General features: G+C 47.8%; 16 protein-coding genes and 4 tRNA genes. 14 read left to right on the top strand and 6 right to left on the bottom strand.

Features of this window, described 5'->3' with window-relative positions; translation table 11 throughout:
- Positions 1 to 81 precede the first annotated feature (81 nt).
- From topA to Q0R17_RS15530, 3 genes are all read left to right on the top strand, one after another.
- Positions 82 to 2,391: a type I DNA topoisomerase gene (gene topA, locus Q0R17_RS15540; protein ID WP_293936428.1), complete on the top strand. Its 2,310-nt coding sequence runs from the start codon at positions 82 to 84 to the stop codon at positions 2,389 to 2,391.
- Between the two features lie 160 nt (positions 2,392 to 2,551).
- Positions 2,552 to 5,158 (top strand): EAL domain-containing protein, encoded by a 2,607-nt coding sequence (locus Q0R17_RS15535; protein WP_293936425.1) that lies wholly within the window; start codon positions 2,552 to 2,554, stop codon positions 5,156 to 5,158.
- Positions 5,159 to 5,169: 11 nt separating this feature from the next.
- Positions 5,170 to 6,159: a zinc-dependent alcohol dehydrogenase family protein gene (locus tag Q0R17_RS15530; protein WP_293936423.1), complete on the top strand. Its 990-nt coding sequence runs from the start codon at positions 5,170 to 5,172 to the stop codon at positions 6,157 to 6,159.
- A 113-nt stretch (positions 6,160 to 6,272) separates the two neighbouring features.
- On the opposite strand, the gene Q0R17_RS15525 is transcribed toward Q0R17_RS15530, so the two are convergent.
- The 6 genes from Q0R17_RS15525 to rluD all read right to left on the bottom strand — a co-directional run bounded on the left by Q0R17_RS15525 (position 6,273) and on the right by rluD (position 14,824).
- Positions 6,273 to 7,589, bottom strand: a complete 1,317-nt coding sequence (locus tag Q0R17_RS15525; protein ID WP_293936421.1) for an MFS transporter — start codon at positions 7,587 to 7,589, stop codon at positions 6,273 to 6,275.
- Between the two features lie 441 nt (positions 7,590 to 8,030).
- Entirely contained in the window at positions 8,031 to 9,215 is a 1,185-nt protein-coding gene (locus Q0R17_RS15520) for a helix-turn-helix domain-containing protein (protein ID WP_293936418.1), read from the bottom strand.
- Between the two features lie 417 nt (positions 9,216 to 9,632).
- Entirely contained in the window at positions 9,633 to 11,897 is a 2,265-nt protein-coding gene (gene pbpC / locus Q0R17_RS15515; protein ID WP_293936416.1) for a penicillin-binding protein 1C, read from the bottom strand.
- Positions 11,898 to 11,980: 83 nt separating this feature from the next.
- Complete coding sequence (locus tag Q0R17_RS15510; protein ID WP_293936414.1) at positions 11,981 to 12,868, bottom strand: ZIP family metal transporter; 888 nt, start codon at positions 12,866 to 12,868, stop codon at positions 11,981 to 11,983.
- Between the two features lie 164 nt (positions 12,869 to 13,032).
- Positions 13,033 to 13,761, bottom strand: coding sequence for a peptidoglycan editing factor PgeF (pgeF, locus tag Q0R17_RS15505; protein ID WP_293936412.1), 729 nt, complete (start codon positions 13,759 to 13,761; stop codon positions 13,033 to 13,035).
- A gap of 13 nt (positions 13,762 to 13,774) precedes the next feature.
- The gene (gene rluD, locus Q0R17_RS15500) at positions 13,775 to 14,824 is read right to left on the bottom strand and encodes a 23S rRNA pseudouridine(1911/1915/1917) synthase RluD (RefSeq protein WP_293936410.1); all 1,050 of its coding nucleotides are present in this window, start codon (positions 14,822 to 14,824) and stop codon (positions 13,775 to 13,777) included.
- Here rluD and Q0R17_RS15495 point away from each other — a divergent pair.
- The 11 genes from Q0R17_RS15495 to Q0R17_RS15445 all read left to right on the top strand — a co-directional run bounded on the left by Q0R17_RS15495 (position 14,823) and on the right by Q0R17_RS15445 (position 22,444).
- Positions 14,823 to 15,626: an outer membrane protein assembly factor BamD gene (locus tag Q0R17_RS15495; protein WP_293936408.1), complete on the top strand. Its 804-nt coding sequence runs from the start codon at positions 14,823 to 14,825 to the stop codon at positions 15,624 to 15,626. The genes rluD and Q0R17_RS15495 overlap by 2 nt on opposite strands.
- Before the next feature lie 73 nt (positions 15,627 to 15,699).
- Positions 15,700 to 15,775, top strand: a tRNA-Ala gene (locus tag Q0R17_RS15490).
- A 60-nt stretch (positions 15,776 to 15,835) separates the two neighbouring features.
- A tRNA-Glu gene (locus tag Q0R17_RS15485) sits at positions 15,836 to 15,911 on the top strand.
- Positions 15,912 to 15,931: 20 nt separating this feature from the next.
- Positions 15,932 to 16,008 (top strand) — tRNA-Arg (locus tag Q0R17_RS15480).
- A gap of 47 nt (positions 16,009 to 16,055) precedes the next feature.
- Positions 16,056 to 16,130, top strand: a tRNA-Glu gene (locus Q0R17_RS15475).
- A gap of 104 nt (positions 16,131 to 16,234) precedes the next feature.
- The gene (gene tmk, locus Q0R17_RS15470) at positions 16,235 to 16,861 is read left to right on the top strand and encodes a dTMP kinase (RefSeq protein ID WP_293936405.1); all 627 of its coding nucleotides are present in this window, start codon (positions 16,235 to 16,237) and stop codon (positions 16,859 to 16,861) included.
- Positions 16,862 to 16,871: 10 nt separating this feature from the next.
- Complete coding sequence (gene holB / locus Q0R17_RS15465; RefSeq protein WP_293936402.1) at positions 16,872 to 17,885, top strand: DNA polymerase III subunit delta'; 1,014 nt, start codon at positions 16,872 to 16,874, stop codon at positions 17,883 to 17,885.
- On the top strand, positions 17,882 to 18,247 hold the full coding sequence (locus Q0R17_RS15460; protein WP_293936400.1) for a PilZ domain-containing protein: 366 nt from the start codon (positions 17,882 to 17,884) through the stop codon (positions 18,245 to 18,247). The genes holB and Q0R17_RS15460 overlap by 4 nt, the downstream gene beginning before the upstream one ends.
- Positions 18,248 to 18,420: 173 nt before the next feature.
- Positions 18,421 to 19,191, top strand: a complete 771-nt coding sequence (locus tag Q0R17_RS15455; RefSeq protein ID WP_293936397.1) for a TatD family hydrolase — start codon at positions 18,421 to 18,423, stop codon at positions 19,189 to 19,191.
- Positions 19,188 to 19,973: an MBL fold metallo-hydrolase gene (locus tag Q0R17_RS15450; protein ID WP_293936394.1), complete on the top strand. Its 786-nt coding sequence runs from the start codon at positions 19,188 to 19,190 to the stop codon at positions 19,971 to 19,973. Before Q0R17_RS15455 ends, Q0R17_RS15450 begins: the two co-directional genes overlap by 4 nt.
- A 569-nt stretch (positions 19,974 to 20,542) precedes the next feature.
- Positions 20,543 to 22,444 carry a diguanylate cyclase domain-containing protein gene (locus tag Q0R17_RS15445; RefSeq protein ID WP_293936391.1) on the top strand — a complete coding sequence of 634 codons (1,902 nt, stop codon included), beginning with the start codon at positions 20,543 to 20,545 and terminating at the stop codon, positions 22,442 to 22,444.
- Positions 22,445 to 22,602 lie beyond the last annotated feature (158 nt).

Raw genomic sequence — 22,602 nt, 5'->3', positions numbered from 1 at the left:
GGCTGAGATCAGTTTTTATGTGTAAAACACTTGAGCTCGCTGACAGTTCTTTAATCTAAAAATAATCTGTACCGGGGACCCATGCCCGCGAATCTATTGATCGTCGAGTCGCCGTCCAAGGCGAAAACGCTGCTGAAATATCTTGGTAAGGATTTCCAGATCCTTGCCTCCTATGGTCACGTCCGTGGTTTGGTGAGAAAGGACGGCTCGGTAGACACCGAGAATGACTTTAAAATGAAGTATCAGGTGATCGAGCGTAATAAAAAGCACGTCGATGCACTGGTTGCCGCTGTTAAAGAATCCACCAACATCTTTCTGGCAACCGATCCGGACCGCGAAGGTGAAGCTATTTCCTGGCATATTATGGAAATCTTGCGCGCTAAAAAGCTGCTGACAGCCAGTCGCACTTTTAAGCGCGTGGTATTCCATGAAATTACCGAAACCGCCGTACTCAATGCCGTGGCCAATCCACGGGATATTGATAACGATCTGGTCAATGCCCAGCAAGCACGTAGTGCCCTAGATTACTTAGTGGGCTTTAATTTATCGCCCTTACTTTGGCGTAAAGTACGCTCCGGCCTATCGGCTGGCCGTGTACAAAGCCCTGCGCTGCGTTTGATTTGTGAGCGTGAGATCGAGATTCGTGCGTTTACATCGCAAGAATACTGGTCGGTACACCTCGATACTCATCAAGGCCGCAGCAAGTTTGGTGCAAAGCTAACCCAATGGCAGGGTAAAAAACTCGAACAATTTGATATCCCCGATACCGGTAGCCAACAGAGCATCCTTGATGCGCTTAGCGGCCAGAGTGCGGTGATTCAAGCTGTAGAAAAGAAAAAGAAATCCCGTAGTGCCGCTGCCCCGTTTACCACCTCTACCTTACAACAAGAGGCGGTGCGTAAGCTGGGTATGACTACCGATCGCGCCATGCGTACGGCTCAGCAATTGTATGAAGGGATGAGCATCGGCGGCGAAACCGTCGGTTTGATCACCTATATGCGTACTGACTCGGTGGCCTTGGCAAACGATGCGCTTGATGAAATCCGCGCTTATATTGGCGAAAAATTTGAGAAAGAATACCTGCCTAATGCGCCGGTGATCTTCAAAAATAAAGCCAAAAATGCCCAAGAGGCGCACGAAGCGATTCGTCCTACTTCTATCTACCGCTCCCCAGATGCGGTTAAGGCCTATCTGACGGCAGATCAATTCAAGCTGTATCAGATGATTTGGAAGCGCACGCTAGCCAGCCAAATTACCCCCGCTAAGTTTGATACCGTGGCGGTGGATATTGCGGTGGGAGCGGAGGCTATTTTCCGTGCCACAGGTCAAACCTTGGTGTTCCCTGGCTTTATTGCGGTTTACCAAGAAGATACCGATGAAGAAGACGATGAGGACGACGAAGCACGCCTGCCCGTCCTCACCGTTGGCGATGCCTTGCCGGTAGATAAGCTGTCTGGCGAGCAGCATTTTACCCAGCCACCACCGCGCTTTACTGAAGCCTCACTCGTAAAATCGCTGGAAGAGTTTGGGATTGGTCGCCCGTCTACCTACGCGTCGACGATTAAAACGCTGAAAGATCGCGAATACGTGATCTTGGATAAAAAGCGTTTTACCCCAACTGACACCGGCGAAGTGGTAAATAAATTCCTGACTGAGCATTTTACACAGTACGTGGATTACAACTTTACCGCCAAGCTAGAAGACAAGCTGGACGAGATTTCTACCGGTAAGCGGGATTGGATTCCCGTGCTGGCTGATTTCTGGAAAGGTTTTCATAAGCAATGTGAAGAAAAAGCAGGGCTATCGCGTAAAGAAGTCACCCAAGAAGAAATGGACGAAGATTGTCCAAAATGTGGTGTGGCAAAACTGGCGATTCGCTTAGGCAAACGTGGCCGCTTTATTGGCTGCACCACTTATCCAGAATGCGATTACACCCGCAATCTGGGGGATGATGCCGATACCGCACCTACCGAGCCAGAAGTCGTACCTGATCGTACCTGTCCAAAATGCGAATCTGCTTTGCATATTAAAGTAGGGCGTTATGGTAAGTTTATTGGTTGTTCGGCCTATCCAAAATGTAAGCATATTGAGCCACTCGAAAAACCACGTGATACTGGTGTTGAGTGCCCAGAGTGCAAAAAAGGTAGTTTGATCGAAAGAAAGAGCCGCTACGGCAAGCTGTTTTATTCGTGCAATACTTACCCAGATTGCAAATACGCGACTTGGAATCCACCGATTGCTGAATGCTGCCCACAATGTAACTGGCCAGTAATGACCATTAAAGTCACCAAGCGCCGTGGCACAGAGAAAGTCTGCCCACAGAAAGAATGTGGTTATGTGGAAGTCATCGAAGGGCCTGCGCCTAAAGCTGAAAAAGTAGATAGCGAATAAGTTGAGTCTTGATGCAGGGTAGGGTAAGCATCACCCGCTCTGCATTTATTTACCAAAATCAATCGCTGTATATTTGCTATTGATTTCGGGTGTAGTTGTTGATTTAAATCAGAGCAGCTGAAGACCTTTGTTTTTAGACGCTTTTTCAAAGAGGTTTGCCGTGCAGCGCAATGTCTTAACTGATCCTGATTTCGAGCTTCGGAGCGAACTTGGGCTGTTGCAAACTTATTTTGAAGCCTTTGATAACCTCGTTGCTACCTTGCTTGAGTATGACGGTAATATGCTGGAAGCTTTGGGCTTGCTGGCAGGCGTTTCTAAAAGCCATGTGGCTTGCCTCTATTTAAATACACCCGATCAAAGCGCCGCGCATTTAGTTTCGGTTTGGCGCGATCCCGATACCCGCCTTGCCAATATCACACCAGATCCTTGTCTGTCACTCGATTATGCAACGTACCCCCTGTTGGCAGATACGCTGGCGGTAGGGATGGTTCTGAATAAAACACTCTTAGAATTACCGCTGGCTGAGCAAATGCTGATGGCACAAATTGGTGTGCGTCAGCTTCTGTGCATTCCTCTATTGGAGCGTGGTGAGCCATTTGGCTTTTTAACTTTTTTAAATGATTGTGAAAAGCAGCGCAGCCGCAGCGAATTACGCCTGCTTTCTATGCTTAGCAATCATGTGGCGCAAGCCATTGTTAAAGACGGCGTTGAGCAAGAGTTAAAGTGTAACCAGCAACGCTTACGCGCCCTTGTAGGCGTTTTGCAAGATATGGTATTTGAATGCAATCAGCAGGGCGTGATTGTGAGTGTTTGGTCTGGCCATCCTCATTTACCCCCTGCAGAAATGCTGCAAGGGCGGCCGATTACCAGTGTACTGCCCTATGAGTTGGCTTCGGAGTTGGTACGTTATTTGCCCCGCACTTTGCATGAAAAGGTAAGCACTCAATTTAATTGCACTTTGTCGACACCACAAGGCCCTATCTATCTATTAACACGTTTGCAGCCAGTGCAAGCTAGTAATGGAAAAAGCCATGCTGTGGCCTTGGTGCATGATGTCACCTCGCTGATGCTAGAAAACGCCCAACGTAAGACAATGTTGGATACGCTGAATTTGCTTGAAGAGGCAGTGATCGATTTAGCGCCGACGGGCGAATTGGCCAGTACCACGCCTGCATGGGCCAAATTACGTGCGCTAGATTTGCGGGAGATGAAGCATGATTTAGGTAAGCCCCTGTTTGCCTGGGTGCACCACGATGATGGTTTAGCCATGGTGACGGCTTTAAGTAAAATATTGAAGGCGACGGATCCTATCTTGCAACGCTTTCGGCTGATACAGGAGAATGGCGGGCATATTTGGGTAGAAGCTAGGTTGATTGCGCACCGCGGCCCAGATGGGCAGCTTACGGCGATTCGAGGTGTATTGCGTGATGTAACGGTGACTCATCTTAACGAGCAACAAATCACTCAACTGGCCTTGTATGACTCCTTAACCAAGCTACCTAACCGCTTGATGCTCGATAGCGAGATTCACAGCGCCATTGATCGTGCACGGCAAGAAAACACCAAAGTTGCGTTGGGTTTTATCGATTTAGATCACTTCAAACAAATTAATGATGCTTTTGGCCATCAGGTTGGGGATGAGTTATTGGTGAACGTGGCCCAGCAGCTCTCTAGTGTCTTGCGGGAAAACGATGTATTGGCCCGTTGGGGGGGGGATGAGTTTGTGGTGCTGATCCCTGATTTAACTGATTTAACCGTGATGCGCGATATTTCTGATCGGCTGCGAAATGCTGCAAGGCAGGGCGTAACCATCAATGGTATGGAAACGCAGCCCACTATTTCGCTGGGTTTTGCCGTGTTTCCAGACAATGCTGAATCGGGAGAAGAGTTACTCTCTGCGGCCGATCACACCATGTATCACGCCAAGCATACCGGTCGAAATAATGTCTGTTTTTATAGCGATATCGTGCATTTAAAAGCCTTGGGCCGAGAGCACGTAGCCATCCAATCGCGCCTTTCTACCGCAATTCGCAATAATCGCCTGCAAGTGTTTTATCAGCCGATTGTGGATGCCAGAAGCGGCGAAGTGCTGTGTGTTGAGGCGCTGGCGCGCTGGCAAGATGATCAAAGTGGTTGGATTAGCCCAGAGCTGTTTATTCCTATGGCAGAAAAGGTGGGCTTAATTCAAGAGCTATCAGAGCTGGTTATTCAGCAGAGTTTTGCCAAATTACGCGAATGGCGTGATGCAGGGCTGACACAAAAATTGATGATTAATATCTCACGCAGCCAGTTGTTTCAGCCACAGTTTGTAACCCAGCTTAATGAAAGACTCATGCAGCATCGTCTACGTGCAGAGGATGTGGTGCTAGAAATTACCGAATCGGTAGCGCTTACCGATTACTCCCGGCAGCTGCGCCATCTGCGTCAGCTTAATGCCTCTGGCTTTGAAATTGCTATTGATGATTTTGGCACAGGTTATTCATCCTTATCGCAATTGCACGAAATGCCTGCGCAAATTTTAAAAATTGATGTTTCATTTGCACTGCGCCTGCATACCGAAGATGGCCGTAGGATGATGCAAGCTATTGTTCAGCTAGGGTTTGGTCTAGGGCTGGAAATTATCGTGGAAGGGGTAGAAAGCCTAGAAACCGCCCGCTTCTTGCAAGGCTTAGGCGTACAGCGTATGCAGGGCTTTTACTTTAGCGAGCCGGTGCCAAGCGGCGTGGCCGAGCTTTGGATGCGGCTGGGATTACAGGCTAAGGTTTAAGCACCTGCAAGATGATTGATTTGCATAATAGCTGTATTTTATATCGTGAATTTGGCGAGCCGCTTGATGTATTGAATATTGAAAGTAAGCCTATTACGCCTCTTCGCTCCGGCGAAATCAGGGCCAGAATGAAGCTGGCTCCGATTAATCCTTCTGATTTAATTCCGATTTACGGCCATTATGCACACCGAATTGCCTTGCCACAGATTGCGGGCTACGAAGGTGTGGCCGAGATTTGTGAAGTAGGGCAGGGGGTGAATGCTTCCTTGCTAGGCCAGCGTATCTTGCCACTTAGGGGCGAGGGCACATGGCAGCAGTTGATTACCCTACCCGCAGAAAATACCGTATTGATCCCCGATGAAATCAGCGATATTGCCGCTGCCCAGCTTTATATTAATCCCCTGACCGCATGGCTTATTTGTCATGAAGCATTCCAACTTAAAGCTGGCGATATTCTGATTGTGAATGCGGCTAATTCGGCTATTGGAAAGATATTTGCGCAATTAAGTCGGCAATTAGGTGTAAAAATGATTGCGGTGGTGCGCCGGCCTCAGCCTGCTCTATTAGAGCTAGGTGTATGGGCTGTAATTGATTCTTCCAAAGAAGTGGTGCTTGAGCAGGTATTAAAATTGAGTGAGGGAAAAGGTGCTGACTACGCTATTGATTTAATTGGAGGCCCACAAGGCACCGAGCTGGCGATGTCGGTGGCGGAGCAGGGGCGGTTTATTGTTTTAGGCTTATTCTCTGGTAAACCTGTTGATTGGCTATTTACTCACACGCATTTAAAAATAATAACAGGCATGTTTCATTTGAGAATGTGGAATGCCAAGGCCAGCAAAGATCAATGGCATAAAGTATTGAATCATGTCATCTCTATGGTTAAAAATAAGCAGCTGGTTTTGCAAGAAGAAGGCGATATTTTTGCAATGAATGATTTACAATTGGCAATTCAAGTCAGCCAAATTAAACGCGGCGAGCGTAAAGTTTTTTTATCGTTTTAATGTTTGTGATGAGATTGAAAGTAAAACAGAGTATTTAAAAAAAACATAATAATGTATAACCGTGTTAATCCTTTTAAAAAGCCGTCTCTTATTGCGCAAGAGACGGCTTTTTTTTATCGAATGCTGTGTTTAAGTTGCTGGCCTTGATTCGCGATTAAATAAGCGCCCAATCCTGCCCCAATCATACTAAGCAGCAAAAGATAATAGCTAGGCGCTAGCACATCGTATTTTATCCAGAAGGATAAAATCACCGGCGTCAGGCCACCCGCAAAGGCGTAGGCCACGTTGTAAGAGAAGGACAAGCCGCTAAAGCGGATTGCTGCGGGGAAGGCTTTAATCATCAAGAGCGGCACCGCGCCAACAATCCCCACGGTAAATCCCATTAGCGGGTAGAGCAAAGCCAGCTGGCTCGTGTCATGGCTCATGGTGTGATAAAACGCGTAGCTGCTGCAGCCTAGCAAGATGCTGCCGATCAGGATGGTCAGGCCACTGCCTAGTTTATCTGATGCCCAGCCCGCCACAACACAGCCCAAACTTAGCGCTACGATGGCATAGCAATTGGCCCGTAAGGCATCAACAGGCACTACCGCAAATTGCTTTTGCAAGTAAGCTGGAGTCATCAAAATGGCGACCACAATTGCTACCGCAAGTAAAAAGGTAGCCAGCATAGAAACCACGATGCTGAGGCGGTGATCCCGCAGCACTTGTTTTAGCGGCAGCTCGGTTGCCAGATTTTTCTTAGCTTGCAGCTCGAGAAATACTGGCGTTTCATGCAGCCATTTGCGCAAATACATTGCCACTAGGCCAAATACACCGCCAATTAAAAAGGGCACGCGCCAAGCCCATGCTTCTAGCTCGGCTGGGCTAAATAGGCTATTCATCGCCATGGCGATTAATGCACCTAATAAAATACCCAAAGTCAGGCCCGAGGTAATTAAGCTGCAAGCCAGCCCTGTGTGGCGCTCTGGCGTATGTTCGGCAACAAAAACCCATGCGCCGGGTACTTCACCACCAATGGCGGCACCTTGCAAAATGCGCAGAGCAAGTAAGCACAGCGGTGCCCAGATGCCAATTTGTTGATAGGTTGGCAGTAAACCTATCATCAGCGTAGGCAAGGCCATCATCAGAATGCTGAGGGTGAACATCTTTTTGCGTCCCAGCAAATCACCAAAATGTGCCATCGCAATGCCACCCAGTGGGCGTGCCAAATAGCCTGCGGCAAAAATACTGAATGTCTGGATTTGCCGAAGTGCATCGGGCATATCAGGTGGGAAAAACAGCTTGCTTAAAACAACGGTGAAAAACACAAAGATAATAAAATCGTAAAACTCTAAGGCGCCACCTAGTGATGCCAAACCCAATGTTTTGTAGTCTCCCCTATTTAAAGGCCGAGTCGCTAAGGCATTCCCCTGCTGGATTGGATCTCTCATTCGTATTCTCTTATGTAGCTGATTTGACAGAAAACTTCGGCTTTTATCGAGATTACTGGAGGCAATAAGCGCAGGCAAGGTTTATTGTAAGCGGACGAGGTGTTTAGCCGTAGCGATTGAGGATTACATTGGGGGGGGGAAGCTTACTCACTTGAGCTGTAGTTTCTTCGCTAGATATCTAATGCAATGCCAAAGAAAAATCGCCCCGCCCCACAAATTTTTAAGGCCTAAGCTAGAAGCGGTCAAAAGCCGCTTGCACCTTGCCAGAGCTCAAGTGCGCGAGCAGCTTCTGGCTGAAAGATGATGAGGCACCAGTTGGGCAATAAATGATATTTCTCTAAAACAGTGGATGAATTTCAGTTAAAAAAAGTCAGCTGAATTTACTGTGGTCTGTACCCTTTGAATTGCTGGGCAGATAAAGCGTTAGTCCACGCTACCATGCTAAGAGGTGCCCTGAATTAGCCTTTCTTTAATTAACCGCTCCCTATAAAAGCTTTGGAACCCCTTAAAATCGAGGGTTTCGGTATTCCCTACAGCTTCAATAAGCTGCTCACGTTCAATTGGCTCTGCTAATTCGCCGCCCAAAATTCGAAAGCGAATACGTAAACGACCAGGTCCTTGGGGAATGATTGCAAGCAAAGAAGACTTACCCTCTTCTCCTGGAAGTAGGGAACCAAAACGAACATAGCCGCACGACAAATCGTTGTCATTAACTATGAATTGAGCGTTTTTACCGATCAGCACCTCAGAAAGAGGTCTAATACTGTTCATAATGTTAAAAGCAGCGCTGGGCTTTTCAGGTAAATCATCCTTAGCAATCAACTCAATACCCTGTCCATCAAGTGGCTCAATAAACACCTCAAGCTTGGCGCTTGAGAGCTGAACCTCTGAGCGATTAACTAGTAAGAATTGCAATAAGATTAGCTGATCATTTATACGGGTATATCTAGCAAGCTCCCTCCAGTAGGCCTTGTTGTCTTGCTGATAGATATTATAAGAAGAACTGATACCATGTAAGTAGCTAGACGGACGCTGACTTACGTAGTCTGGGAACTCTTCCGTAAGTGTCATATAAAACCGTTCAAAGCTATCAGGCAATACTTCGTGACCAGGAGTAAGCACAGACATATCTACACGCATATTTCCACGACCAGAATCTGCCAAAGACATTTCCGTAGCTTCAGGGGGTTCTGCTTCATCGGTACTGCTACCTCGGCGTACGTAAACTACATTACTCTTAACCTTACCGTAGGTATGGGAGGTGTAGAACGGACGTTTCTGCTTTGGAATTGTAATAATCCCCACAGTCTTACCTTCATACAAATGTTCCTCATAGCAAAACGTCAGCTTAGGCTTGACCTTACTGTTCACAAACTGCTGTATTTGTGCATCGTCGATAGTTGTGGAGATCCCTACTACTTCTGCGGGATGAGGTCGTTTTTCCTTAAAACCAAGAAGAATGTAACCTGAACCATCACGCCAAGCATTAGCTATTGCAAGGATGTCCTTTAGCATCTCGGACTTATCATCCTCAGTTCCGCCACTAAAGCGGTACTGCGAGGATTTAAAATCAATATCTGTCCCTTCGCTCTTATATCGAAGAGTGGTCAGTAGCTCGCTAAGCATAATTAGTTCCCAATGTTAACGCGGTGATCTCACATTTGGCCAAGAGCCACTTCTCGTTTTTTTGCTAGTTTACCATTTGCTTACGATTTTTGTATTTATGTCAGTATGACCCAAGCATCAATCATGAATATATTAAGTACGATCATCTTAATCGCGGCCGCTGCAAGCTAAGGCCGTAAGGCGCATGATTTTGTAGGGTGCAATAAGTCTGATGTTTTTCCAGACGCATTGCACCATCTTGCTCGATTTCACAAGACCTAATTCGGCGTTCTCACTAAGCGTCTTAGTGACCGTGACCTTCACCCAATCTGGGTTTGGCAAACACGGCGCAATGCCTACGGCTTCAGACTTATTACACCCTAAGTTTTGCTATGAAATGCCCTTAAGCTAATGTTTGTTTGGGGGCAAAACCTTGGCCTACGGCAACAACTCCACCTTCACCTGCCTGCTGTCGCTCCTGCCCTGATCGTCTACCACGCTAAGCTGATGCCAGCCGCCTGCTTGTGGCCGCCATGCGATGCCGCCCGATTTGGCGTTTCCTAGATAAATCTGATTATCAAACCAATACAGCTGCTCGCTGCTGGCTGCGGCTTGCAGGGCGATGGTTTCGTCGGGGCGGGATAGGCGCAGGGTGTAGGCTAGGCCGCTCAAGGGCGAGCTGATTTTGGGCGCGTCCCCAAGGCTGGCCATGCCGCTGCAATCGATATGTGGTGGTTTGCGGCGGGGGACGCCTGCTTCTTTAAATAGCCTTGCCATATCGCTGCTCCAAAACTCAATGATTTCTGTTTTTGTATGGGCAGGATCGTAAGGGGGGCAGACGGCAAGGCCAGTGCGAGTATCGATGTGAACTGGCTGATGCAGGCTGCTGACGCGGATAGGCGATTTGCCGGGGATAAACCAGGTGCTGCTTTGCTGTGGGCACCAAGTATTGGGCAGCTCACCGCTGGCGGTACAGATGTTGATTTGGGCAAGGCCGCTAGGTGGGCGCTTGGGCATAGGCTTATCGGCGGGTTTGGCCAGCGCCAGCGCGTCGGCAATACGGAAAAATAGCGGGGCGGCCGCTTCTAGGCCAATGAGCGCGGGGTTGCCTTGGCCGTCAAAATTGCCCAGCCAGACCACCAGCACATAGGGGCCAACCGTGCCTGCTGTCCATGCATCACGAAACCCCCATGATGTGCCGGTTTTAAACGCCACTGGCCAAGCATTGCTACCGCCATCGGGGCGTGGATTTTTGCTGAGCATGTCTAAGGCTAACCAGCTAGCCTGCTCGCTGATCAGGACTTCGCCCTTACTGGGCGGCGTGTCCTTTAAATAGCGTAGCGGTTTAAGGCGGCCTTCATTGGCCAGCATGGTGTAAAGGCTGGCCAGCTCTACCATGCTGACTTCCCCCCCTCCTAGCACCAGCGCTAGGCCGTAATGCTCAGCGGATTGCAATTTGCTGATGCCAGCTTGCTGTAAAAAATCATAAAAACTTGGGTTTTTAAGCTGGCTAGCCAGCCATACGGCGGGAATATTGCGGCTTTTGATGAGCGCATCGGTGGCGCTAAGCGGGCCGATAAAACGCCCGTCAAAATTCTCTGGCTGATAAGGGCCAAAAGCGCTGGGGGTATCGCGCAAAATAGTCGCAGGGTGGATCACCCCTTGATCCAGCCCCAGTGCATAAATCAAAGGTTTTAAGGTGGAGCCAGGCGATCTTTTGGCTAAGCTGCCGTTTACTTGGCCAGAAATGCTGGCGTTGAAGTAATCGGCAGACCCAACTAGGGCGCGCACGGATTGATCGCGGCTATCTACCAGCATTGCCACTGCATTATTGATGCCTCGGCTGCGAGTCTGGGCTAGATACTGCTGCAGGTGTTTTTCTAGCAGTGTTTGCAGTTGTAAATCTAGAGTGGTATTGAGCGTAGCTACGGGGTTGGCGGCGGTATCGGCCAATCTTTGCTCCACCCAATGCGGCGCTCTAAAGGGGAGTTGTTCTAATCGCTTGACCGGCAAGGGCAAGGTCATTAGCTGTATTTGTGCAGGGGATGCTGAATAGGCCGCTTGCCAGCGTTGCCATAACCTTTGCCGTGCATCGTTGAGCGATACGCCACTGCCTAAGCGCTGATTGGGTTGCTGTGGAATCACCGCCAGCGTTAGGCTTTCGGGCAGCGTGAGCAGCTTAGGCGCTTTGCCAAAGTAGACGAGGCTGGCCGCAGCAGCGCCTTCGATATTTCTGCCATAGGGGGCGAGGTTTAAATAGGCTTCTAAAATATCATGTTTGCTGTAACGCGCTTCTAGCCACAGTGCCAGTGCAATTTGCCTCAGTTTGCCTGTAGGCGTTTTGGTATTCAGACGGTATTTAAGCCGTGCCAATTGCATAGTTAGTGTAGATGCGCCTTGCTTAGCGCCACCGCCGTAGGTCTCTGTGATGGCACGCAGTAAAGCGACGGGGTTTAGCCCTAAATGCCAGTAAAACCAGCGATCTTCTTGTAATTTAACCGCGGTGATCAGCGTGGGGGAGAATTGCTCTAGTGGCAGCCACAGCCGATAACGCTGATCAGGAGCAAGCGTTAGTCTCAGCAGCGTTCCATCTTGCGCTAGCACCGCCGTTGAGCCTGCTACAGCCAGCGGCTCATGCGGCCAGTAGCGGATAAGCAGGCCGCCAAGGAGCAGGCTGAGGATTAAATACCTAGTTTTAAGCAAGCGGCGTTTCCTAATTGCAACAAAGCTTAGGGTATTGGGCGGGCTGAATAGGGCAGGCTAATTCGGTAATTTAATGCTGTGCATCAATGTGGAAATAAAAAATGTGGAATAGCAATAAAGGCTACACCCGCCAGAATGAGCGCCACTTGCTGGGCCGTGTCTTTAAGCTGAGGGCGTTTATGCAGGCCGGGGATTAAATCGGCAATAGCGACATAAATCATACTGGATGCGCCCAACGCTAATAAATAGGGCTGTAAATGCGTCACTGTATTCAGCGACCAATAGGCGAGCAAAGCGCCAACTAATGCCGCCAAGGAGGATAGGGCATTAAAAAATAGCGCCTTCATTTTGCTATAGCCCGAGTGCAGTAACACAATAAAATCGCCCACTTCTTGCGGCACTTCATGGGCAATAATGGCGAGGGATGTTGCGATGCCAACATTTATATCAGTCATAAATGCCGCTGCAATTAAGGCGCCATCTAAAAAGTTATGGAAGGTATCGCCCACAATAATCATCAAGCCCGCTCGCCCATGACTGTGGCCGTGGCTATGCTCGTGTGGCTCTAGCTCTTCGCATTGCTCATGATGGCAATGCCGCCAGATCACGAGTTTTTCCATGATAAAAAAGGCCAAAATTCCAGCGAGCAGCGTGAGCGAAATACTCGAGGCAGAAGGTGCTTCTTCAGCAGGGTGAGCCATCACCTCATGCTGCTGAAGCTCTGGAGTAAGCGGGGCGTGCTGATGGGTAACGACGGTTTCATTCACGATTGGGGCGGCGTGATGATCATGCTCGCCAAAGGCATGCGGCAGAATTTCTAAAAAAGCCGCCGCTAATAGCGAGCCAACGGCAAAGCTTACTAATTTTGGTATCCAGCTAGGACGTGCAGCATAGGCAATGCCCGCTGCCGCCAATACACTGAGTAAGCTGCCCGCTAGGCTGGCGGTCATAATCCAAGCAAGAATACTCATAAACCGTTTTCAAAAATATGATAGATGCAACAGTGTATCATTTTAAGTAAGGTTTAGTCAGGCTCTGCAAGGGGGCTGAGGCGTTATTTTATCTGGGCAGCGTGGATAAATGCATACACGTAGTGTGCTTTTTAAGCTTGGCTAACAGGCGTGCTGGGTTGGTTTCAAGCCTCGTTTAACCAAATTAAGCTAGCCATCCTGCCTGTGCGCTGATCGCGGCGGTAAGAGAAAAACCGTTCAGCATCCGTCACTGTACAAAAATTGCCGCCATAAATCGCGGTAACGCCTTGTGCATTAAGTCTTTGTTTGGCTAAAAGATAGATATCAACGAGCCATTTTCCAGATGTGGCTGTGGCTTGAAATGCTGCGCTGGCGGCTGGGTCTTGTGCGGTAAACGCGGCCTTTACCTCATCGCCCACCTCAAAAGCACTTGGCCCAATCGCAGGGCCTAGCCACGCCATTAGGGTTTCTGGCGCTACATCCATTTGGGTAATCGTTGCTTCTATCACGCCATTACAGAGGCCACGCCAGCCTGCATGGGCCGCACCGACGACGGTTCCGGCTTGATTACACAGCAAAACAGGTAAGCAGTCTGCCGTCATAATGGCGCAAACGGCGGAACTAACGTGTGCTACGCTGGCATCGGCTTCGGTATTTTGGGCGGCCGTTGCTGCGTTAACTACGTGCACGCCGTGTACCTGTGTAAGCCAGAGTGGATCAGCAGGTAGGTAGTGACGAACGATGGCGCGGTTTTGTTCAACAGCTTTTGGGCAATCATCAACATGATTGCCCAAATTAAGGCTGGCCCACGGCGCATCACTGACGCCACCGAGACGGCTGGTTGAAATGGCCTGCACCGTTGCCGGTGCAGGCCAATCAGGCCTGATCCACATTGGGGGAAGGGGCTTATTCACGGACATACATGACTTCGCAGTCACTATCGTCAACATCCCAATCGTCTTCCCAATCCTCTTCTAACATGCCGGCATCTAAGCGCAAGACATTGATTAGCATTTCCATATCTTCAGGAAGAGCGGCTTTCCAAGTCATGGTTTTGCCTGTTTCTGGGTGAATCAGAGACAGTTTTCTGGCATGTAGCGCCTGACGTGCAAATTCACTCAGCGCAATACTGACTTCAGGTGAGTGTATTCTTGGCTTGCCGCCGTAGATTGGATCTGCAGCGAGTGGATGGTTTAAATGCGCCATATGCACTCGAATTTGATGCGTGCGGCCGGTTTCTAGCTGGCATTCAATCAAAGTATGTGCGGTAAAGCGCTCATGCACCTTGTAATGCGTAACGGCATGCTTACCCGAATGCACTACGGCCATCTTAATTCTTTCTTTAGGATGGCGGCCAATTGGGGCATCTACTTTACCATCTGCGCCAAATAAACCTTGGGCAACAGCGGTGTAATGACGCTTAACTGTGCGAGCTTGTAATTGTTGCACCAAGCTGTTTTGTGCCTTTAAGTTGCGTGCAATCACCATGAGCCCACTGGTATCCTTGTCCAGTCGGTGTACGATGCCAGCGCGGGGAATAGTTTTAAGCTCTGGGTAGCGATAAAGTAAGCCATTCAGTACAGTGCCAGTCCAGTTGCCTGTGCCTGGATGTACAACTAAGCCTGGTGCTTTATTCAGTACAAGTAAGGTAGCATCTTCGTAAATAATATCCAGCTCGATATCTTCAGGCTGAAAAGCACTTTCGTCTGGTTCGGGTTGGGGTAAGACACTAATCGTTTCACTGCCCCATAGTTTTGTTTTGGGGACGGCTGGATTGCCGTTAAGAAAGACTAAGCCGTCTTTAATCCATGTGGAGAGTCGGTTACGGGAAAACTCGGGCAGCATCTTGGCTAAAGCAGCGTCCAAGCGCTCCCCTGCCAAATCGGATGGCACGGTCAGGACACGCGCCTGCTCGAAGTCGTTATAATCGTTTAATTCGTTTTCGGAATGCATCATGAATAAGATTCTACCGCGATTCATCGTCTCTGCAGTATTTGCCGGATTATTGGCGGGCTGCGCATCCACTCCAGAAGAGCAGGATGAAACCCGTGGCTGGACTGCGGAGAAGATTTTTGCTGAGGCAAAATCAGAGCAAGAAAGCCGCAGTTATGATCGATCCAATAAGCTGTTCGAAAAGCTAGAAGCGCGTTTCCCTTACGGGCGGCATGCACAGCAAGCACAAATCGAGACGGCTTATAACCACTACAAAAACCAAGAACCTTTGCTGGCTTTTGCCGCAATCGATCGCTTTATTAAGCAATATCCAGCCCACCCAAATATTGATTACGCCTACTATTTAAAGGGTTTGGTCAACTTTAATGAGGCACAAGGCTTTTTATCTAGCGTGGTAAAGCAGGATATGTCTGAGCGCGATCCTAAAGCCGCTCGCGAATCCTACGATACCTTTCGCCAGTTGGTTACGCGCTACCCAGAAAGCAAATACGCTGCCGATGCTACGGTGCGTATGGGCTACTTAGTTGGCGCATTGGCTAACTTAGAATTACACGTAGCTAAGTATTACTACAACCGTGGGGCATTCTTAGCGGCAGCTAATCGTGGTAAATATTTACTAGAAACGTATTCAAGCACCAAGCAAGTTGAGCCTGCTTTAGGCATTATGGCTTTGTCTTACGACAAACTAGGTTTGATCCCTTTGCGTGATGATGTAAAAAAAGTATTGTTCAAAAATTACCCAGAAACCACGGTATTGGATGAGAACAGCTTATTCACTGATTCTGACTGGTGGAAGCCTTGGTAAGAAATATTTAATTTATTTTCGAAAGGGGGGTTTACAGGCTTAAATTTGCTCTGTAATATTCGCATCTCTTTCGGGGGGTATAGCTCAGTTGGTAGAGCGCTTGCATGGCATGCAAGAGGTCAGCGGTTCGATTCCGCTTACCTCCACCAGAATTAAATGAGTTGTAGTTTTGATTTAAAACTATAACTTGTTGAGTAGAGTTTTAGATTGATCCCATCGTCTAGAGGCCTAGGACACTGCCCTTTCACGGCGGCGACCGGGGTTCGAATCCCCGTGGGATCGCCATCTAATCTTAGTTTTATCGTGCGGCTGTAGCTCAGTTGGATAGAGTATCTGGCTACGAACCAGAGGGTCAGGAGTTCGAATCTCTTCAGCCGCACCAATCAGTTTTAAATGCTACTCAGTTTATAAGAGTTAGCTTAAAAGTATGATCCCATAGTTTAGCGGTTAGAACACTGCCCTTTCACGGCGGCGGCCGGGGTTCGATTCCCCGTGGGATCGCCAATTTAAAAAACCTGCCCATGTGGCAGGTTTTTTTTCGTCCGCACCATTCCAACCATCCCCGTGTAAAATTCTGAGGGGAATCTCTTTCTAGGAATTTAATCAATATGGCAGCTTTGGGGCGTTTTCTCTCGGTAGAAGGCATTGATGGCGCGGGAAAAAGCACGCAACTGGCCTGGATTGCACAGTGGCTAAAGCAGCAGGGTGTGGCTTTTGTGCAAACACGCGAGCCAGGTGGTACGGCTTTGGGCGAAAAGCTACGAGATTTGCTGCTCAGCGAGCCTATGCATCTGGAAACTGAAACCTTACTGATGTTTGCAGGCCGCCGAGAGCATCTAGAGCAAGTGATTAAGCCTGCATTGGCGCGGGGTGAGTGGGTGCTATGTGATCGCTTTAGTGATGCTAGCTACGCTTACCAAGGCGGTGGACGAGGTTTACCGCGCGAGAAATTTATTGTGCTCGAAGAATGGGTGCAAGGTGTGGCTCCCAATAAGATTCAACCCGATTTAACCCTGATTTTTGATGTACCCTTGTCGGTCAGCCAAGAGCGAATGGCGGGTGGGCGTACTTTGGATCGGTTTGAGCGTGAAGCTGCTGATTTTCATGCCAGAGTGCGGGCCGCTTATTTAGAAAGAGCCACCAGTGAGCCGCAGCGCATTCGCGTGATCAATGCTAATCGCTCTTTGGAAGAAATTCAGCAAGAATTAGCTGAGATATTAAGCGCCATCCTTTAAGAGCACCTAGATGAAAACACTTTACCCTTGGCAAGCCGCAGCTTGGTCGCAATTGATGCGCGAGATGGATAGACTGCCGCATGCCATGCTGATTACCGGTGAGGAAGGCATTGGGAAAAGGCGTTTTGCAGAATACTTAGCCCAGTTTCTACTTTGCGAAGACGAGGCAAAAACCACGGCACCTTGTGGTATGTGTGATGGTTGCCGCTGGTATATGGCAGGTAATCATCCCGATTACCGCGTGCTTTCGCCTGAAGACAATGAGGGTGATGCGAGCGAAGACGCTAAGCCTAAGCGTAAATCGCAGGTGATTGGGGTGGATGACATCCGAGATTTGGCCGATTTTGTTAATTTAACCGCACATCGCAAAGGCATTCGCGTCACCGTGGTTTATCCGGCTGAAACGCTGAATGTGGCTGCGGCAAATGCTTTTTTAAAAACACTAGAAGAACCGCCATCAGGGGCGATGTTTATTCTGGTATCAAATCACTGGCGGCGTTTATTGCCGACGATCCGTAGCCGCTGCCGCGTGTTTCCAATGGCAACGCCCGATCATGCAACGGCGGCGGCATGGTTGGCGCAGCAGCAGGTGGTCAATCCTGTACTGCATTTGGCGCATACGGGCGGCGCGCCCTTGGCGGCGCTGGACGATGCGAGTGCCGAATGGCTGCCTAATCGCAAAGCATTTTTGGCGCATATTGCCAATCCTGCGGTTTTAGATGTGCTGGCTGTGGCTAGCGAGCTAGAAAAGGCTAAACTAGAGATGTCGCTGGTAGTGGGCTGGTTACAAAAATGGGTCCATGATTTAATCAATATTAAGATGACGGGCAAACTTCGCTATTATCCAGATTGGGAGAGCGATTTACAGCGCTTAGCAGCGCAATCCCCCGCCTTTTTTCATTATACCGATCGTCTTAATGAGGCGATGCGCCTAGCGCACCACCCTTTAAATCAGCGATTAGTATTTGAGTCTTTGCTTTTTGCTTACCTAGATGCACTGCGTAGTAGTAAGGGGAAAAAATGAGTGAACCCATTAAGGCTCCGGTATCGCGGCCTGGCGTATTGTCGCTAAATATTAAAGAAAAAGCTGCTCTGTATGCTTCGTATATGCCTTTTTTAAAAGGCGGTGGAATCTTTATTCCAACCAATAAAGCATATGTATTGGGCGATGAAGTGTTTATGTTGCTTTCGCTGTTGGATGATCCCGCCAAAATTGCCGTTTCGGGTAATGTGGTGTGGATTACCCCGCAGGGTGCCAATAATAATCATCAGCAGGGAATTGGGGTTAAATTCTCGGCGAATGAAGCGGGCAATCAAGCTAAAACCAAGATTGAAGGCTTGTTGGGCGGCTATTTGCAATCGGCCCGCACCACGCACACCATGTAGGGAATCTCGAAAAAACCATCTTTTGCCATAATACGGCGTTGCGTATTAAAAAATCTTCTTACATATCAAACATATGCAACGTCGATTTTTTTAACACGCGCCTTGTCTTATTTAGAAATACAGGTTTTTCGAAGCCCCTTGTTGTTTTCCTTAATTTGCCTCTTTGAAGCCCTATGTTTATTGATTCGCACTGCCATATTAATTTCCCCGATCTTGCTGCCAATATCGAACCGCTGCTTGCCAATATGGCAGAGAACAAAGTGACGCACGCGCTTTGCGTGGCGGTGAATTTGCCTGAGCTGCCCTCGGTGTTGGCCTTGGCGGAAGCGCACGCCAATATCTTTGCTTCGGTGGGTGTGCATCCTGATTACGAAGATACACCAGAGCCAAGCGTAGAGCAGTTGGTAGAGCTAGCCAAGCACCCTAGAGTGGTTGCTATTGGCGAAACGGGGCTTGATTACTATCGCTTGCAAGGCGATTTGGAATGGCAAAGAGAGCGCTTTAGAGTACATATCCGCGCCGCCAAGCAGGTAGGCTTGCCGTTGATTATCCATACTCGTTCATCTGCCGCAGACACGATTCGCATCTTAAAAGAAGAGGGCGCGGATGAGGTTGGCGGGGTATTACATTGCTTTACCGAGACTTGGGAAGTGGCGCAGGCAGCGATGGAGCTGGGGTTTTATATCTCGATCTCGGGCATTGTTACCTTCAAAAAGGCCGTTGAGCTGCAAGCAGTTGCTCGGCTTGTGCCGCTGGATAGGTTGCTAATCGAAACGGATTCGCCTTATTTAGCGCCGGTGCCATACCGTGGTAAACAGAACCAACCCGCTTGGGTGCGGCACGTGGGTGAATCGATTGCAGATTTACGTGGAATTAGCGTTAATCAAATTGCAGATGCCACGACTGCTAACTTCTTTAAGCTATTTGCAAGGGCGCAAAAATGAAAGTAGAGGTGCTCATTTTGGGTGTGGGTTCCAGCGGTGGTTCACCAGCGCTCGGCTGCTCTTGCCCAACCTGCACCTCTAGCGATCCTAAAAATAGCCGTAGCCGCGCATCATCGGTACTACGGGTTGGGGGTAAAACATTCCTTATAGATACTGGCCCCGATCTGCGCTATCAAGCCCTGCGTGAGCAATTATTGCACGTGGATGCGGTGCTTTATACCCATCCACACGCCGATCATCTCAATGGTATCGACGATTTACGCGCTTTTTGCTGGCTGCAAAAAGCGCCTATTCCTGTGTTTGGCAACGAGTTTATGCTCGATCATATTCGTCAGCGTTTTCCTTACACGCTGTTTCCGCCAAATAATTTTTGGGATAAACCGGTCTTAACGCTACATTCCGTTAGTGATAGCACCTTTGAGTTCGCTGGGATTGCTATCGAGCCTATTCCACTTATGCATGGAAAATGGCCTATTTTGGGCTACCGCATAGGCAAAGTAGCCTATTTAACTGATGTATCAGAAATCCCCGCAGAGAGCCTCGCTAAGCTTCAGGGCTTAGATATTGTGCTACTCGATTGCCTACGCCGCGTGCCACACCCTACGCATTTTTCCGTGGATCAAGCCATTGCAGCGGCCAAGCAAATAGGGGCCAAGCAAACCGTGATGATCCATATGACGCACGAGCTTGAATACCATGCGCTTTCGCAAGAATTACCAGAGGGCGTGGTGGTGGGCTTTGATGGGATGCGCTTAGTGAGCGAGGCAGGTACAGGCCTTTAGTCGCTGGTGTAGCTGCTTATCTAATATTTTTTTCTGCAATTTTTCTTTTCATTTAGCCCGTAATTACGGGCTTTTTTTCGTTTTTAGTTGCGTATTTCCTCTCATTTCTAAGCTTCATTTGTGGTTTATCCCGATTAGTCCTTTATTAAATTTAAGCAAGCTACAGAAAAATACCTAGATTCCAGCTATGGTTTAGCTGGTAATACTTATTTATTTTGACAAAATATGGAAAACTTTATCTGATTATGTCTCTTGTTTAATAACGCCTATGTAAATGGATTTTTTAGAATCGTGCTTTGCTTTTTGGGGGAGAAACTCAATCCTATCAACTTAAGGGCACTGTTGATCGTTAAACCCTAAGCGATCTAGATCTATCTATTGCAAGCGTTGAAACATCGTAGGGCGGGTGCAACCCGCGTTTTTTTAGCATCGATCAAAGATTTCACCCGCCCTACAATACTGATGATGAGTTTGAGTAAGAGACATAATTAGGAAGCTTTATTTATAAAAATCTTATGAGAAATTTGCTACTTACCTTGTTATTTTTTGCTACGTGCTTGCATGATGCAATGGCAGTAGAACAAGTGACGCTGCAATTAAAGTGGAAACATGCTTTTCAGTTTGCGGGCTATTACGTTGCTAAAGAGCAGGGTTATTATCAGCAAGCAGGGTTAGATGTCCAGATTAAAGAAGCCGAGGCCAATACTAATGTGCTGGATGAGGTGTTGGCGGGTAAGGCAAACTTTGGAGTTGGTACCAGTAGCTTGTTGCTAGCAAGAAAAACTGGTAAGCCTGTGGTTGTTTTGGCGGTTATTTTTCAGCACTCCTCTTATGTGCTGATTACCCCGCGCCACAGTGAGATGCAAAGTATCCAAGATCTAAGTAATAAACGCATCATGGCTGATCCGCTTTCCGCAGAAATTTTTGCCTACCTAAAGCGTGAAGGCATTGCCTTGGATCACCTGCAGCGTGTTCAGCAGAGCTTTAAAATTGATGAACTGCTTGCAGGCAAAGTGGATGCAATATCTGCTTATATGACGAATGAGCCATTTTTATTAGACCAAGTGGGCTTTCATTATCAAATTTATAGCCCTCGCTCTGCTGGGATTGATTTTTATGGTGATAATTTATTTACTTCTGAAGCAGAAATTCAGCAGCATCCAGAGCGGGTAAAAGCATTTAGAGCGGCTAGCTTACGTGGCTGGGAGCATGCCATGAGCCATCCTGATGAAACAATTCAGCTTCTATTGAGCAAATACCCACAGCACCGTTTAAAAGAGCATTATCAATATGAATTAACGCAAATGATTGCATTAATGCGGAGTGATTTAATCACCATTGGCTATATGAATGCTAGCCGTTGGCGGCATATTGCAGACACCTATGCTGAAATTGGCATGTTGCCCACTAATTTCTCCTTGAATGGGTTTTTATATGATCCCAATCCTAAGGATGATTTAACTTGGCTATATACCACTCTCGCCACGGTATTAGCCCTGCTAGGCACTGTTGGCGCCATTGCATTACATATTTATCGGCTTAATCATCGTTTGGCGCTGAGCCTTGCTGAAGTAAAACAGACTGAACAACGTTTAAAAGTATTTTCAACTGCAATTGAGCAAAGCCCAATGGCCGTATTAATTACTGGGCCAGATAATACAATTCAATATGTAAATCCTAAGTTTACCCAAGAAACGGCTTATTCTTCGAATGAAGTGCTAGGTCAATCCAGTAGGATATTGCAGGCCGATATGCTGGATGATGGGATCTATAAGGAGATGTGGGATAAATTACAGCAGGGGGAATTATGGAGTGGGGAATTAAATATTCGCCGTAAAACCGGTGAGGTTTATTGTGAAGAGGCGCATATTGGGCCTGTAAAAAATAGCGACGGCCAAATTACTCACTATGTTGCGGTATTGCAGGATATTAATGAGCGTAAGCAGATTCATCTTCAGCTTGCCCACGCTGCGCATTACGATATGCTTACTGGTTTGCCCAATCGATCTTTGTTATTTGAGCGAATTAATCAGTGGTTGTTGGTTGCTAAACGTAACCATAGTCAATTAGCTTTGATGTTTATTGATTTAGATAAATTTAAACCTATTAACGATAAATATGGACATGCCGTAGGCGACGTTATTTTGCAAGAAGTGGCGGCCAGAATGTTAGCCTGCCTAAGAGATTCAGATAGTGTAGGCCGAGTTGGAGGCGATGAGTTTATTGTACTTTTACCTAAAATAAATAACCATAATGACGCCTATTCAGTTGCAGAAAAAATTCGCATCGCTATAAATAAGCCTTTTATTGCAGGTAATAATCAGCTCGATATCTCATCTTGCATTGGTATTGCTATTTATCCACAGCATGCTGAAGAATTAGTTGATTTAATTAAAGATGCAGATTTAGCCATGTATCAAGCAAAAAAATCAGGAGGGAATAGAGTTGGTTTTTTTGTCGCGCCATCTTGAAATAGCAGGCCTAAAAGGTTATTGTGCTTAGCGTGTTTCTTAACTCTCCCCTTTTATTTCTTTTTCCTGATTATGCCTCTTGCTCAAATTCATCATAAATATCGTAGGGCGGGTGCAACCCGCGAGTAATGCTGAAAAAACCGCGGGTTGCACCCGCC

Origin of the sequence: Iodobacter sp. (assembly GCF_025352645.1) — a bacterium.
Taxonomy (GTDB): Bacteria; Pseudomonadota; Gammaproteobacteria; order Burkholderiales; family Chitinibacteraceae; genus Iodobacter.
Note: the sequence above shows the minus strand (reverse complement) of the source record. Positions and strands in the feature narration are given on the sequence as shown.